The organism is Escherichia albertii (assembly GCF_028622335.1).
Lineage (GTDB): Bacteria > Pseudomonadota > Gammaproteobacteria > Enterobacterales > Enterobacteriaceae > Escherichia > Escherichia albertii.
In genome coordinates this window covers 2,290,319-2,304,560 of the sequence record NZ_CP117568.1, presented here as the reverse complement: position 1 = coordinate 2,304,560, position 14,242 = coordinate 2,290,319, and the positions used below count along the sequence as shown (strand labels likewise).

Below are 14,242 nucleotides of genomic sequence, written 5' to 3'. Positions count from 1 at the left end.
ACCTCGTTGTATTTAAAGGAAATGACAGAATTTACCGACGATGCCGAGGACCACGGTGACGGCAATCAGACGCAGCGGACTCCAGCCGCGACGTACCAGCCAGAACATCGTCAGGGTATAGACCAGCGGTAAGAAGGCTGGCATCAGTTTGTCGATAACGTCAGCCTGCAATTTCACCACAGCATCGCCAGCCGTAATTTCCAGCGTGGTGCTTAAACGGACATAGGTCGCTACCAGTGCGCCGATCACCGTCATCCCAACGATAGACGCCGCATGACCCACTTTTTTGGTGTTCGCTTTAATCAGCGGGATTGCGGCGACGCCCATTCGATACGCGTAATGCGCAAGACCAAAACGCAAACCGAGATGCACCACGTTGAACAGCACAATAAATACGACCGCGCCAAGAATAGAGCCTTGTAGCGCGAGGCTTGCGCCTATCCCGCCACAAATCGGCAGCAGCGTCAGCCAGAACATTGCATCACCAATCCCGCCTAGCGGCGCGCCGACGGCAATTTTGGTGCTCTGAATACTGTTTACATCCTGCTTAGAACGCTCCATCGCGAGGATAATGCCGATAACAAACGTCACCAGAAACGGATGGGTATTGAAGAAGCCCATATGTCCTTTCATGGCGCGCGCCAGGTCGCGTTTATTGGTGTGGATCTTTTTCAGAGCCGGCAGCAGACCGTACAGCCAGCCGGAAGCCTGCATACGTTCGTAGTTAAAAGAAGCCTGCAACAGCATGGAACGCCAGGCGACACGGTTGATATCTTTTTTCGTCAGCTCCGCGCCAATGCTCTGATCTTCATACACGTTTTCATTGACGCCAGTCAGCAGCGTTTCTTCGTTTTCGCTGACATTCGGCAGGGTGGTTTGGTTAGATGCCATCTTCAAATTCCTCTTTCTGTGCCGCAGGTTGAGTCGGTTCAGGAGATTTACGCAGCAGGTCGATCAGCGCCATCGCCAGTGCGGCGGCAGCAATAGCCAGCACCGGTAGCTTGAGCCAGGCGGCGGCAACAAAGCCCAGGATGAAGTAAGGGATGTAGACGTTTTTCATCATGATTTTCAGCAGTACGGCAAAACCGATGGCTGGCATGATGCCGCCTGCGACGCCGAGGCCGTCGATTAAGCGTTGCGGCAGGACATCAATAATGGTTTTTGCGTGTTCTGCACCGAAATAGATCGGCAGAAAAGCGCAGAGAAAGTAGAAGATGCCAAGCGCCAGCAGCGCCAGATAGTTCACGCGTTCAATGCCGCGCGTATCGGCATTCTCCGCCATCCGGTCGCAGCGGGACATCACGCCAGACATCACCGAGAACAGGAAGGTAATCCCCATCTGTACCGCAACCGCGAAAGGTACGGCGACCCCGACAGCAACATCCGGTTTTACGCCCGTGGTAATGGCAAACGCCGTGCCGACAATGGTGCCAATAATGACGTTAGGCGGTTGTGCGCCCGCCAGCGGAGCCAGCCCCATCCATACCAGTTCCAGCGTACCGCCGGTTAAAATACCGGTATGCAGATCGCCAAGTATCAGCCCGACTAACGGACCGAGGACCACCGGGCGGTGCATATGGGTTAAACCGTTAAACATATCCAGGCCAGCGATAAAGGCGAGAATGCCTAACGCGAATGCCTGCAACAGACTAATTTCCATGATGATTCCCTCAAAGTAATTTAAAGAGGTCCACAGCAGGTTCTGTTGGAACGCCCTGAACGAAGCATTCCACCCCAGCGGCTTTCAGATCGTTAAATGCCGCGATATCGCCTGCATCCACAGAAACCGTTTTGGCGATTTGTTGCTTGCCATTGGCGTAGTGCATATTGCCAACGTTAATGCGACTCACCGGAACGCCACCTTTAACCAGCGTCAGGAAATCGGCAGGTGTTTTACAAACCAGCAGGATTTTCTGCCGATCGGCGGCGCGGTGGATGTTGTCGATGACTTTTTGCAGCGACCAGAAACGTACGGCGATCCCTTCTGCCAGCACCATTTCCATCAGGTTTTGTTGTACCGGATCTTCGGCAACTTCATCATTGGCTACCAGCACCAGATTTGCCCCCGCAAATCCGACCCACTGAACGCCGACCTGACCGTGAATCAAGCGTTCATCAATCCGGCTTAAAACAATATTTGGCATAGCGTGTTCCTCGTTGTTTTGGTTATTGGCCTGCACAGGCGGCGTGGTACTGCGCCAGGATGTCCTGAATATGGTTGATAATGAGTTCCCGTGGCGTTGGCTGTAGCTCGCCGGATCGAACCTTCACGTATTGCAGCGGCAGATACTGGCTGATGAGCGGCAGTGGAATAGGCGCATCTGCCAGATTGCGGACCAGATGAGCGAAAGCGTCATCAATCTGGCTGTCTGGCCAGTAGTAGCGTACGCGATCCGAATAGCTGTAACCGCGTGCCAGACGACGCGCGTTGCCGTCACCGTGGTAGTGGCTTTGCCAGTATTCCGGGCGGTCGAGCATCACGTTTTCCAGTACCTGGCGTAGACCGGAACAGACTTTTGCCGACACCAGTTCTTCTTCAATCGCCGCCAGAGAAAACAGGGCCTCACGCAGGGCGAAAGTCAGCGCCGGGCCAACTTTCAGAATGGCAAAGTGGTCAATCACCAACTGGCGCAGTGACTGCGGCGTTTGATAATCGGTAGAGTGAGCTTCGAAAATCAGCGTTTCATAGTTTTCGACCATCTGGCTTAAGGCGGTCGCTTTTGCTGGCTGGTAATCAATAACATTGGTGTGATCGAATTCGACGCCAGGCTGCACGACCAGCGCAATAATGCGCGGCCAGATGGCGTTCAGCCCCTGCTTTTCAAAGGCGTGACGATGGGCTTCCAGCGTGGCGCGGGCGGCATCCGGTGTGGTGACCGCCAGTTCGTTTAAGGTTTCATGCGCGCCGCCGGGCACCGGAACTTCAGTACCAATGACATACACCAGATCGGCTTCGCCAAAGTGTTCACGACAGGTTTCTTCCGCCACTTTCGCCAGACGGGCAGCGCGCTCAGCCACGATGTCATCGGTTAAGGGAACCGGATCGTCCTGACAAGACATACTGCAATCGAGATGGATTTTTTTGAATCCCGCCGCGACGTAGCTTTTAATCAAATCATCGGCATTAGCCATGGCCTGAGCGGCAGGCAAGTTTTGCCAGCGGTTAGGGCCAAGATGATCGCCACCCAAAATCAACGCGTCCTGTGGGAAATGCAGCGAGTCGGCGAGTTGGCAAACGAAGCCGTGAAAATCGGCGGGCGTCATTCCGGTATAACCGCCGAACTGGTCCACCTGGTTGGAGGTCGCTTCAATCAGTAGCGGTGTGTGGTTTACGCAGGCGTAGCGGATTGCTGCTTCCAGCACCAGCGGATGCGCGGAACAAACGGCATAAATCCCCTTTGTTTTGCCCGCTTTGTGCTGTCTCACCATTTCTGTCAGATGTTTCACTTTCCTCTCCAGTTCAGATTACTGCGATATCAATCTTTCGTTTTGTTTCAATTGATACTGCGTCATGGTGAGATAAAAATAAAACGAAAGATAATGGTTTTCTGATCTGATTCACAAAAGAAACATAATGAAAGCAACTGAAACGATAGCAGCTTGCGCCACCGGGCGATGTGGACTTGCATTTGCTTAATAGAAAGGCGTTAATAGACGAAACGAAATAAAACGAAAGTTTTACGAAAGGACTTACTATGAGCAATACCGACGCTGCAGGCGAGAAGCGAGTAACGGGCACCAGCGAACGACGAGAGCAGATCATTCAACGACTACGCCAGCAAGGTAGCGTGCAGGTTAACGATCTGTCGGCATTATTTGGTGTTTCTACGGTGACGATCCGCAACGATCTGGCATTCCTGGAAAAACAGGGGATCGCTGTGCGTGCCTACGGCGGCGCGTTGATCTGCGACAGTAATACGCCCTCGCTCGAGCCTTCGGTGGAAGATAAAAGTGCGTTGAATATCGCGATGAAACGTAGCGTTGCAAAGGCAGCCGTCGAGTTAATTCAACCGGGTCATCGCATCATTCTTGACTCAGGAACCACTACTTTTGAGATTGCTCGTTTGATGCGCAAGCACACCGACGTCATTGCCATGACCAACGGTATGAACGTGGCCAATGCTTTGCTGGAAGCGGAAGGCGTTGAGCTCCTGATGACCGGCGGGCATCTGCGCCGTCAGTCGCAATCTTTTTACGGCGATCAGGCGGAGCAATCGCTGCAAAATTATCACTTCGATATGTTATTTCTCGGCGTAGATGCTATCGATCTGGAGCGCGGCGTCAGCACGCACAATGAAGATGAAGCACGTTTAAATCGGCGGATGTGCGAAGTCGCGGAACGGATCATCGTGGTCACCGATTCCAGTAAGTTCAACCGCTCCAGCCTACATAAAATCATCGATACCCAGCGGATCGATATGATCATTGTTGATGAAGGCATTCCTGCGGATAGTCTGGAAGGACTGCGAAAGGCTGGGATTGAGGTGATTTTGGTCGGGGAGTGAGAAAGGGTGCCCGCTGGTCAACACCAATGCGTTCGGCGGGCATTGTGAACACCATCAATGCTTTTCTTCTGTCTCTTGGGTGAGGGTTTCCCAGTCGGCAGGAGGATGTCCTCTTTTTAACATTTTGCTGAATACTGTATAGGCATCTGTTTTTTTACCGTAGGTGCGCAGTGTGTTTTCATCGTTCATCCATCCCAGAATGATGACTTTCTCTTTTTCGCTGTAACGAAAGAAGAGACGAAAACGACCAGCACCAAATTTTACCCGTGACCAGTCTTTATTTTTCCCAGAGCCTAACGACTTGCCATGACGGAATGCCGGTGATGATGGGTTGACCGTGATATGCTCCTCAATCACTTTATGGACTACCGCCAATAACTTTGTGGCGGCTTTTCTCTGATAATTTTCAGGATCTTTTCCCTTTAATGTCTCGACTTCGGCAACTAAAGCGTCGTAGGTTTCCTGAAAACAGGGATGAGCATATAGCGCCCAACCATTAACCCTTTGTGGAAAATCCATTATTCGTCGTCGCCAATCTCATCATCAATGTTGACGTCCATGCCAGCGACAAGTTTCTTTCCTTGTTGAATGTCGAATGGACGAGTTTTTTGCGGGTTGTTCTGGATATCTGCATCCAGAAAACGCAAAAATGCATTCATAGTATGATCCTCCTGTTCATCTCCCAGTCGGCACATAAATACTTGCCCACCAGGCAGAATTTCGTAATGAATGCTGTCCAGGCCAGGCTTCAGTTTTAAGGCCTCACGCACTGGCGCGGGGATAGTTGTTTGTCCGCGTATCGTGACCTTTGATTCAGTGGTCAGTACAGCGTTAGAGCGAGCATTAGCGGGCATTATTTGCTGTCCTTTTACAGCCTGTTTTCTGCTCAAATTATAAGCTTGAACTAAGGTAATGCAAATGCATTATTAATGGATGTGGGGACTTTAAACAATAAAAACATGGCACTAAGGCCATGTTTTGCGAGGGACGTTCCAAAAGAAATCAAGTCACCGGTGCCGGGTTAAACACCGCCAGTTGGTTATGCAGTCCCCATTGATCCGAGAAGGTTTTCTTCTTCCCGCTGGCGACGTCGAGAATAAAGTGGAACAGTTTCCAGCCGACCTCTTCGATGGTTTCTTCGCCGGTGGCGATGGTGCCTGCGTTGATATCCATTAAGTCAAACCAGCGGTTCGCCAGCTCTGTGCGAGTCGCCATTTTAATCACCGGCACCGCCATCAGGCCGTATGGCGTGCCGCGACCTGTCGTAAACACTTGCACGGTAATTCCTGAAGCCACTTGCTGTGTACCGCAGACAAAATCGCTGGCAGGCGTGGCGGCGTAAATTAATCCGCGCTTAGTCGGGCGTTGACCAGGTGACAATACTTCAACAATGGCGCTTTTGCCTGATTTCGCAATGGAGCCGAGTGCTTTCTCCACCACGTTTGCCAGGCCGCCCTTTTTATTACCGGGCGAAGGGTTGGCGCTGCGGTCGGTTTTCCCCATATTGAGGTAGTTATCGTACCATTCCATCTCTTCCAGCAGACGCTTGCCGACCTCTTCGTTAACGGCGCGCGGTGTCAGCAGATGAATCGCGTCACGTACTTCCGTTACTTCCGAGAACATCACCGTTGCACCGCAGCGCACCAGTAGATCAGATGCGTAGCCCACTGCCGGATTTGCTGTCACGCCAGAAAACGCGTCGCTGCCGCCGCACTGCATACCAACCACCAGTTCTGAAGCCGGACAGGTTTCTCGCTGGCGTTGATTCAACTTGTGCAGGTGGCGCTCGGCAACCTGCAAAATATCCTCGACCATCGACTGAAAACCGACATGCTTTTCATCCTGTAAGCTGATAATACTGGCATTTTCCTGTGAAATGGCTGGTACATCTTCCGTTCCAGCCAGCAGGTGCTCAGGTTGCAACTTTTCGCATCCCAGACCAATTACCATCACTTCGCCGCCAAAGTTTGGGTTAAGCGAAATATTGTGAATGGTACGAATGGGTATCACTGCCGCCGGAGCATTAATCGCTACGCCACAACCGTACAGGTGATTCAGTCCTACTACGCCATCGACGTTCGGGTATTTCGGCAGTAGATCACGCTCAATGATTTTCACTACGTAATCCACCACGCCTGCGACACAGTGGACGCTGGTGGTGATTCCAAGCAGGTTTTTGCTGCCGACGCTACCATCGGCATTGCGATAGCCCTCAAAGGTGTACCCTTCCAGCGGCGGTAAGGGGGCTGGCACTTTGGTTGCCAGCGGTAGCGTATGTAATGGCGGTGCTTCCGGCAATATCACCATCGATTCGTCGATCCAGCTTCCGCGGAGGATTGCACGCACGGCATAACCAATCACTTCGCCATAACGAATGATTTCGCCATTAGCCGGAATATCTACTAATGCGACTTTATGCCCCTGGGGAATATGTTCAATTAATTCCAGACCATCCGGGAAACATGTTCCTGCTTTAAGGCCATTATCATTAACAATGATCGCGACATTATCTGTGTCGTGCACTTTTATATAAAACGCAGTCGGTGTTGTTTGTCTAATTTTGATGTTGGCCATTGTGCAATATTCTCCAGCCAGGGATATTAAAATGAGTGTCGTGGCTCATTTAATAAAAAAATAACGTAAGGTGAATTTAGAATGTCAGGAGTTTGACTGCATAAATGTGATCGATATCAATCATTTCAGTTATAGCAACGCTTGTCGCCTGAGTGATATATCAATCTGTGCTTTAGCGCGCAGTGTCATGTGCATTTGCTCAAAATAATATTTAAATAACACTAATTAAATTAGCAAATGCACAATGATTATTATTCTCCTGTTACTTATACTAATTCACGACTTCATTATGCTTGAAATATTAATGAGGCTTATACATGACACTCATCAAATAATAATAAAATTAACACCAGTACCCGAGGTAAATAGAATGATTCTGGACACCGTGGAAGAAAAAAAGAAAGGCGTACATACACGCTATTTAATATTACTTATTATTTTTATTGTGACCGCTGTTAACTATGCCGATCGTGCAACGCTGTCGATTGCCGGTACTGAAGTGGCAAAAGAACTGCAATTAAGCACGGTTTCAATGGGCTATATTTTCTCCGCTTTTGGTTGGGCCTACCTGCTGATGCAGATCCCTGGCGGCTGGTTGCTTGATAAGTTTGGATCGAAGAGAGTTTACACTTACAGCCTCTTTTTCTGGTCGCTGTTCACCTTCCTGCAAGGCTTTGTCGATATGTTCCCGCTGGCCTGGGCAGGTATCTCGATGTTTTTTATGCGCTTTATGCTGGGGTTCTCGGAAGCGCCTTCCTTCCCCGCTAACGCCCGTATTGTGGCTGCCTGGTTCCCGACGAAAGAACGGGGAACCGCCTCCGCTATCTTTAACTCGGCGCAATATTTCTCTCTGGCGCTTTTCTCGCCGCTGTTGGGGTGGCTGACCTTCGCCTGGGGCTGGGAACATGTTTTTACCGTTATGGGAGGAATTGGTTTTGTGCTAACGGCGTTGTGGGTCAAGTTAATTCATAACCCGACAGAGCACCCGCGTATTTCAGCGGAAGAGCTGAAGTTTATCTCTGAAAATGGCGCGGTGGTCGATATGGATCACAAAAAGCCGGGCAGTGCGACGGTAAGTGGTCCCAGGCTGCATTACATCAAGCAATTGCTCTCTAACCGCATGATGTTGGGAGTATTTTTCGGACAATATTTTATCAACACCATCACCTGGTTTTTCCTGACCTGGTTCCCGATTTATCTGGTGCAGGAAAAGGGGATGTCGATTCTGAAAGTGGGACTGGTCGCGTCGATTCCGGCATTGTGTGGTTTTGCCGGCGGCGTACTCGGCGGTGTCTTTTCGGATTATTTGATCAAACGCGGCGCTTCTCTGACTCTGGCGCGTAAGTTACCGATTGTGCTGGGTATGCTGCTGGCTTCCACCATCATCTTATGTAACTACACCAACAACACCACGCTGGTAATCATGCTGATGGCGCTGGCTTTTTTTGGCAAAGGTTTTGGCGCGCTGGGGTGGCCGGTGATTTCCGATACCGCGCCGAAAGAGATTATTGGCCTCTGCGGCGGCGTATTTAACGTCTTTGGCAATGTTGCTTCCATCGTCACTCCCCTGGTGATTGGTTATCTGGTGAGTGAATTGCACTCCTTCAATGCGGCTCTGGTCTTTGTCGGATGTTCGGCGCTGATGGCGATGGTCTGCTACCTCTTTGTGGTTGGCGACATTAAACGAATGGAATTGCAGAAATAAGCGAAGGTATAAGCGATGAATAACAATATTTTCCCCAATAAATTCAAAGCCGCATTGGCCGCGAAACAGGTGCAGATTGGCTGCTGGTCAGCGCTCTCTAATCCTATTAGCACAGAAGTTCTGGGCCTGGCCGGCTTTGACTGGCTGGTGCTTGATGGGGAACATGCGCCAAATGATATCTCGACGTTCATTCCACAATTGATGGCCCTGAAAGGCAGTGCCAGCGCGCCAGTGGTACGGGTGCCGACCAACGAACCGGTGATGATTAAGCGTCTTCTGGATATCGGTTTTTATAACTTTCTGATCCCATTTGTGGAAACGGAAGAGGAAGCAGAGCAGGCGGTGGCGTCGACGCGTTATCCGCCGGAAGGTATCCGTGGCGTCTCTGTTTCTCATCGCGCCAATATGTTTGGCACCGTGGCGGATTACTTCGTCCAGTCGAATAAGAACATCACTATTCTGGTGCAAATTGAAAGCCAGCAAGGCGTAGACAATGTCGATACCATCGCTGCGACCGAAGGCGTAGATGGCATCTTCGTCGGTCCCAGCGATCTGGCGGCAGCATTAGGCCATCTCGGTAATGCCTTACACCCGGAAGTACAAAACGCCATTCAGCATATTTTTAATCGCGCCAAAGCTTACGGTAAGCCCTGCGGCATCCTTGCGCCTGTTGAAGCTGATGCTCGTCGTTATCTGGAATGGGGGGCGACGTTTGTGGCCGTCGGTAGCGATCTCGGCGTGTTCCGCTCTGCCACCCAGAAACTGGCAGATACCTTTAAAAAATAACCACCGCCGCAACAAGAGAGATGATTGATATGACGATGAAAGTGGGTTTTATTGGCCTGGGTATTATGGGTAAACCAATGAGTAAAAACCTTCTGAAAGCGGGTTACTCACTGGTGGTTTCTGACCGTAATCCTGAAGCGATTGCTGAAGTGATTGCCGCAGGTGCAGAAACAGCCTCTACGGCTAAAGCGATTGCTGAACAGTGCGATGTCATTATTACCATGCTGCCAAACTCCCCGCATGTAAAAGAGGTGGCGCTGGGGGAAAATGGCATCATTGATGGCGCCAAACCGGGCACGGTATTGATCGATATGAGTTCAATCGCTCCGCTGGCAAGTCGTGAAATCAGCGAAGCACTGAAAGCGAAAGGTATTGATATGCTGGACGCCCCGGTGAGCGGCGGCGAACCGAAAGCGATCGATGGCACTTTGTCAGTGATGGTAGGTGGCGATAAGGCTATTTTCGACAAATACTATGATTTGATGAAATCGATGGCGGGGTCCGTGGTGCATACCGGTGAAATCGGTGCGGGTAACGTCACCAAACTGGCAAACCAGGTCATTGTTGCGTTGAATATTGCAGCGATGTCAGAAGCATTAACGCTGGCTGCCAAAGCGGGCGTTAACCCGGATCTGGTTTATCAGGCAATTCGTGGTGGGCTGGCGGGGAGTACCGTTCTGGATGCGAAAGCGCCAATGGTTATGGACAGGAATTTTAAACCGGGGTTTCGTATTGATTTGCATATTAAAGACCTGGCAAACGCGCTGGATACTTCCCATGGTGTGGGCGCACAACTGCCGTTGACAGCAGCGGTCATGGAGATGATGCAGGCGCTGCGTGCCGATGGTTCAGGAACGGCGGACCATAGCGCCCTGGTGTGCTACTACGAAAAACTGGCAAAAATCGAAGTCACTCGTTGATGACGTCGTGCCCGGATGGCGTATTGCTATCCGGGCACGGAATTCAGGCCGATAAGAGAAACGCCCTCCGGCGTCATGTGGTAACAGGCAAAGGTATGAAAATCGTAATCGCTCCAGACTCTTATAAAGAAAGTTTATCTGCCAGCGAGGTCGCACAGGCGATAGAAAAAGGATTTCGGGAAATTTTTCCTGATGCGCGGTACGTTTCTGTTCCGGTTGCTGACGGAGGGGAAGGGACAGTAGAGGCGATGATTGCCGCCACGCAAGGCGCTGAGCGTCAGGCGTGGGTTACCGGGCCATTGGGCGAGAAAGTGAAGGCCAGTTGGGGGATTTCTGGCGACGGCAAAACGGCGTTTATCGAAATGGCCGCAGCCAGTGGGCTGGCGTTGGTACCTCCAGAAAAGCGAGATCCGCTGGTGACCACTTCACGTGGCACTGGTGAGCTTATCTTACAGGCGCTGGAGAGCGGCGCGACCAGTATCATTATTGGCATTGGCGGCAGCGCCACCAATGATGGCGGTGCAGGCATGGTGCAGGCATTGGGGGCGAAGCTAAGCGATGCCAATGGCAATGAAATAGGCTTTGGCGGCGGCAGCCTTAATACCCTGAACACGATTGATATTTCCGGCCTCGACCCGCGTTTAAAGGATTGTACGATCCGCGTAGCCTGTGATGTCACCAACCCGCTGGTGGGCGATAGTGGTGCTTCGCGTATCTTTGGCCCACAAAAGGGAGCGAGCGAAGCGACCATTGTCGAGCTGGACAAGAATCTCTCTCATTATGCTGATGTCATCAAAAAATCTCTCCATGTTGATGTGAAGGATGTGCCTGGTGCGGGCGCGGCGGGCGGTATGGGGGCGGCGTTGATGGCGTTTCTCGGGGCAGAGCTAAAAAGCGGTATTGAAATTGTTACCGCGGCGCTGAATCTGGAAGAGCACATTCATGATTGTACGTTGGTGATCACCGGAGAGGGGCGCATCGATAGCCAGAGCATACACGGCAAGGTGCCTGTTGGGGTGGCGAGCGTGGCGAAGAAGTACCATAAACCGGTAATTGGTATTGCAGGTAGCCTGACGAACGATGTCGCTGTTGTACATCAACATGGCATTGATGCTGTATTCAGCGTATTGAACAGCGTTGTTACGCTGGATGAAGCTTTCCGCGGGGCTTATGACAATATTTACCGTGCTTCGCGTAATATCGCCGCGACACTGGCGATTGGAATGCGCAACGCGGGGTGACAAGGGCGTGCAAACCCTCTATACTGCGCGCCGAAGCTGACCAGACAGTCGCCGCTTCGTCGTCGTCCTCTTCGGGGGAGACGGGCGGAGGGGAGGAAAGTCCGGGCTCCATAGGGCAGGGTGCCAGGTAACGCCTGGGGGGGAAACCCACGACTAGTGCAACAGAGAGCAAACCGCCGATGGCCCACGCGAGTGGGATCAGGTAAGGATGAAAGGGTGCGGTAAGAGCGCACCGCGCGGCTGGTAACAGTCCGTGGCACGGTAAACTCCACCCGGAGCAAGGCCAAATAGGGGTTCATAAGGTACGGCCCGTACTGAACCCGGGTAGGCTGCTTGAGCCAGTGAGCGATTGCTGGCCTAGATGAATGACTGTCCACGACAGAACCCGGCTTATCGGTCAGTTTCACCTGTTTTAACGAAAACCCGCCAGTGTAAGCTGGCGGGTTTTTGCTTTTGGCGTGCAAGAGGATGAATGACTGTCCACACGCTATATCCAAAAGAAATATTTTGCATGCCGGATAAGACGTTCACACCGCATCCGGCATGAACAACGCGCAATTTGTCAACAATTAATATGAGAATAATGAAAAATAAATATAACATCCATTATGTTCATCCATGCCTGGATAAGAATTGCAATCATAATTCATATATATTTAATATATGAATTATCCCTGTTATTAAGCCCCACGTTATTTTCAATAACATCATACGCTGAGATTATCTCCGCAAACTTTATTTTTACCGACCAATAATCAATGACTTTATTATTATTGTAACTATGTGTTTGCATTGGTGGGGGAGAACGGTCAGAAAAATGCTCACTTACCAGCATTAGCGTAAACGGATAAAAAACTTCGTGACCTTGACGATGCGGAGTGTGACTTCAGCTACCCTTGTGTTCTCCTTTTCGGCATATGGTTTCTGGTAGCAATTATTAGTTTTGTGATCCTCAACACAAAATGCTATTCGGTAGTCAGAAGAAAGGAAAAAATTATGAAAAACGATTGCATTCACAAAATGACGTTCTGTTATGGCGGAAAACATGGATGTTGATGGGTTGTTTCATGTGTTTACCTGTTGTGATGAATTGTTTGTTGTATTGATAAAATAAATGTTGTGCGACCAACAAATAGCGTAAAAAAATGTGATGCGGCGCATTATTTATCCGTAGAAATGATTTATTTATAGTAAAAGTTGATAACTTGCTTATTAAATTTAACTTAAAGTTTGCTTGTGAAATACACAGTAATTGCTTGAAATATCATCGCAGAGTACTTTTTTAATAAGCCATATAAAACGTGTTGTTATCGCCATAAAATATGGTTATCCCTCCTTGTTTCTTTGATAAAAATCAGGGTTTATGCTGATTTTATGTTTATAACTCATTGATGTTTAATGTGTTTATTAGTTTTAAAAGATACCTGGAAAACAATTGAAAGATAATTTGTGAGTGGTCGCACATATCCTGTCGATTTCAATTTGGTACACTCCATGCCGTCAATGAGGTAATTAACGTAGGTTGCTATGAGCACTATTCTTCTTCCTAAAACGCAACATCTGGTGATCTTTCAGGAAGTCATCAGAAGTGGCTCTATCGGCTCGGCTGCAAAAGAGTTAGGGCTAACTCAACCTGCTGTCAGTAAAATCATTAATGATATTGAAGATTATTTTGGTGTGGAATTAGTGGTGCGGAAAAATACTGGCGTAACGTTAACACCCGCTGGTCAATTATTGCTCTCACGCTCCGAATCCATTACCCGTGAAATGAAAAATATGGTTAATGAAATTAGCGGAATGTCCTCTGAGGCTATTGTTGAAGTTTCATTTGGTTTTCCTTCGTTGATTGGCTTCACTTTTATGTCAGGAATGCTCAGCAAATTCAAAGAGGTGTTCCCGAAAGCGCAGGTTTCAATGTATGAAGCGCAATTGTCTTCATTCTTACCCGCAATCCGTGATGGGCGTCTGGACTTTGCGATTGGTACGTTGAGTGCAGAAATGAAACTTCAGGATTTGCATGTTGAGCCGCTGTTTGAGTCAGAGTTTGTTCTGGTGGCCAGCAAGTCCCGAACATGCATCGGCACCACCACACTGGAGTCATTAAAGAATGAACAGTGGGTGTTGCCGCAGACGAATATGGGATACTACAGCGAGCTTCTTACTACATTACAAAGAAATGGCATCAGTATTGAAAACATCGTTAAAACCGATTCAGTTGTAACAATATATAACCTTGTTCTCAATGCTGATTTCTTAACTGTAATTCCTTGTGATATGACTTCGCCTTTTGGTTCTAATCAATTTATTACTATTCCGGTTGAAGAAACATTGCCTGTAGCGCGATATGCCGCGGTATGGTCAAAAAATTATCGTATTAAAAAAGCAGCATCGGTTTTGGTGGAATTAGCCAAAGAATATTCATCTTATAATGGGTGTCGACGAAGGCAATTAATAGAAGTTGGTTAGATATTTATTTTTTCTTAAGCATAAATAATCCACCTGTCTGTTTTT

At 49.4% G+C, this 14,242-nt stretch carries 13 protein-coding genes and 1 other RNA gene; 7 read left to right on the top strand and 7 right to left on the bottom strand.

Annotation, left to right across the window (positions count from 1 at the left end):
• Nucleotides 1-12: 12 nt before the first annotated feature.
• From agaE to kbaZ, 4 genes are read right to left on the bottom strand one after another with little or no spacing between them, the layout of a single operon-like run.
• The gene (gene agaE / locus PS053_RS11135) at nt 13-891 is read right to left on the bottom strand and encodes a PTS N-acetylgalactosamine transporter subunit IID (RefSeq protein ID WP_001295548.1); all 879 of its coding nucleotides are present in this window, start codon (nt 889-891) and stop codon (nt 13-15) included.
• Nucleotides 881-1,660: a PTS N-acetylgalactosamine transporter subunit IIC gene (gene agaW / locus PS053_RS11130; RefSeq protein WP_000406226.1), complete on the bottom strand. Its 780-nt coding sequence runs from the start codon at nt 1,658-1,660 to the stop codon at nt 881-883. Before agaW ends, agaE begins: the two co-directional genes overlap by 11 nt.
• Nucleotides 1,661-1,670: 10 nt before the next feature.
• The gene (agaV, locus tag PS053_RS11125; protein ID WP_002461030.1) at nt 1,671-2,144 is read right to left on the bottom strand and encodes a PTS N-acetylgalactosamine transporter subunit IIB; all 474 of its coding nucleotides are present in this window, start codon (nt 2,142-2,144) and stop codon (nt 1,671-1,673) included.
• Nucleotides 2,145-2,166: 22 nt separating this feature from the next.
• Nucleotides 2,167-3,447, bottom strand: coding sequence for a tagatose-bisphosphate aldolase subunit KbaZ (kbaZ, locus tag PS053_RS11120; protein WP_256878807.1), 1,281 nt, complete (start codon nt 3,445-3,447; stop codon nt 2,167-2,169).
• Between the two features lie 248 nt (nt 3,448-3,695).
• Here kbaZ and agaR point away from each other — a divergent pair, with 248 nt between their 5' ends.
• A complete protein-coding gene (gene agaR, locus PS053_RS11115) occupies nt 3,696-4,505 on the top strand; it encodes an aga operon transcriptional regulator AgaR (protein ID WP_000072169.1) in 810 nt (269 codons plus the stop codon).
• 54 nt (nt 4,506-4,559) lie between these two features.
• Here the strand turns inward: agaR and yhaV are convergent, their stop codons facing one another.
• From yhaV to garD, 3 genes are all read right to left on the bottom strand, one after another.
• On the bottom strand, nt 4,560-5,024 hold the full coding sequence (gene yhaV / locus PS053_RS11110; RefSeq protein ID WP_059227548.1) for a type II toxin-antitoxin system ribonuclease toxin YhaV: 465 nt from the start codon (nt 5,022-5,024) through the stop codon (nt 4,560-4,562).
• Nucleotides 5,024-5,359 (bottom strand): type II toxin-antitoxin system antitoxin PrlF, encoded by a 336-nt coding sequence (prlF, locus tag PS053_RS11105; protein ID WP_001296435.1) that lies wholly within the window; start codon nt 5,357-5,359, stop codon nt 5,024-5,026. Before prlF ends, yhaV begins: the two co-directional genes overlap by 1 nt.
• Before the next feature lie 148 nt (nt 5,360-5,507).
• On the bottom strand, nt 5,508-7,079 hold the full coding sequence (garD, locus tag PS053_RS11100) for a galactarate dehydratase (protein WP_256878808.1): 1,572 nt from the start codon (nt 7,077-7,079) through the stop codon (nt 5,508-5,510).
• Nucleotides 7,080-7,449: 370 nt separating this feature from the next.
• On the opposite strand from garD, the gene garP reads away from it, so the two are divergent.
• The 6 genes from garP to tdcA all read left to right on the top strand — a co-directional run bounded on the left by garP (nt 7,450) and on the right by tdcA (nt 14,197).
• The gene (gene garP / locus PS053_RS11095) at nt 7,450-8,784 is read left to right on the top strand and encodes a galactarate/glucarate/glycerate transporter GarP (protein ID WP_025238277.1); all 1,335 of its coding nucleotides are present in this window, start codon (nt 7,450-7,452) and stop codon (nt 8,782-8,784) included.
• Between the two features lie 15 nt (nt 8,785-8,799).
• Complete coding sequence (garL, locus tag PS053_RS11090; RefSeq protein ID WP_025238278.1) at nt 8,800-9,570, top strand: 2-dehydro-3-deoxyglucarate aldolase; 771 nt, start codon at nt 8,800-8,802, stop codon at nt 9,568-9,570.
• A gap of 29 nt (nt 9,571-9,599) precedes the next feature.
• A complete protein-coding gene (garR, locus tag PS053_RS11085; protein WP_024165029.1) occupies nt 9,600-10,490 on the top strand; it encodes a 2-hydroxy-3-oxopropionate reductase in 891 nt (296 codons plus the stop codon).
• 95 nt (nt 10,491-10,585) lie between these two features.
• Nucleotides 10,586-11,731, top strand: a complete 1,146-nt coding sequence (gene garK / locus PS053_RS11080; protein WP_000706499.1) for a glycerate 2-kinase — start codon at nt 10,586-10,588, stop codon at nt 11,729-11,731.
• Between the two features lie 32 nt (nt 11,732-11,763).
• An RNA gene (rnpB, locus tag PS053_RS11075) (RNase P RNA component class A) lies at nt 11,764-12,140 on the top strand.
• A 1,118-nt stretch (nt 12,141-13,258) separates the two neighbouring features.
• Nucleotides 13,259-14,197, top strand: a complete 939-nt coding sequence (gene tdcA, locus PS053_RS11070) for a transcriptional regulator TdcA (protein WP_000104193.1) — start codon at nt 13,259-13,261, stop codon at nt 14,195-14,197.
• Nucleotides 14,198-14,242: the final 45 nt, after the last annotated feature.

What these genes read in the sequence shown, in the direction of transcription:
- yhaV (WP_059227548.1), bottom strand. Translation starts at nt 5,024, where the DNA reads ATGGATTTTCCACAAAGGGTTAATGGTTGGGCGCTATATGCTCATCCC.
- garP (WP_025238277.1), top strand. Translation starts at nt 7,450, where the DNA reads ATGATTCTGGACACCGTGGAAGAAAAAAAGAAAGGCGTACATACACGC.
- garR (WP_024165029.1), top strand. Translation starts at nt 9,600, where the DNA reads ATGACGATGAAAGTGGGTTTTATTGGCCTGGGTATTATGGGTAAACCA.
- agaW (WP_000406226.1), bottom strand. Translation starts at nt 1,660, where the DNA reads ATGGAAATTAGTCTGTTGCAGGCATTCGCGTTAGGCATTCTCGCCTTT.
- prlF (WP_001296435.1), bottom strand. Translation starts at nt 5,359, where the DNA reads ATGCCCGCTAATGCTCGCTCTAACGCTGTACTGACCACTGAATCAAAG.
- garD (WP_256878808.1), bottom strand. Translation starts at nt 7,079, where the DNA reads ATGGCCAACATCAAAATTAGACAAACAACACCGACTGCGTTTTATATA.
- agaE (WP_001295548.1), bottom strand. Translation starts at nt 891, where the DNA reads ATGGCATCTAACCAAACCACCCTGCCGAATGTCAGCGAAAACGAAGAA.
- tdcA (WP_000104193.1), top strand. Translation starts at nt 13,259, where the DNA reads ATGAGCACTATTCTTCTTCCTAAAACGCAACATCTGGTGATCTTTCAG.
- agaR (WP_000072169.1), top strand. Translation starts at nt 3,696, where the DNA reads ATGAGCAATACCGACGCTGCAGGCGAGAAGCGAGTAACGGGCACCAGC.
- garL (WP_025238278.1), top strand. Translation starts at nt 8,800, where the DNA reads ATGAATAACAATATTTTCCCCAATAAATTCAAAGCCGCATTGGCCGCG.
- agaV (WP_002461030.1), bottom strand. Translation starts at nt 2,144, where the DNA reads ATGCCAAATATTGTTTTAAGCCGGATTGATGAACGCTTGATTCACGGT.
- garK (WP_000706499.1), top strand. Translation starts at nt 10,586, where the DNA reads ATGAAAATCGTAATCGCTCCAGACTCTTATAAAGAAAGTTTATCTGCC.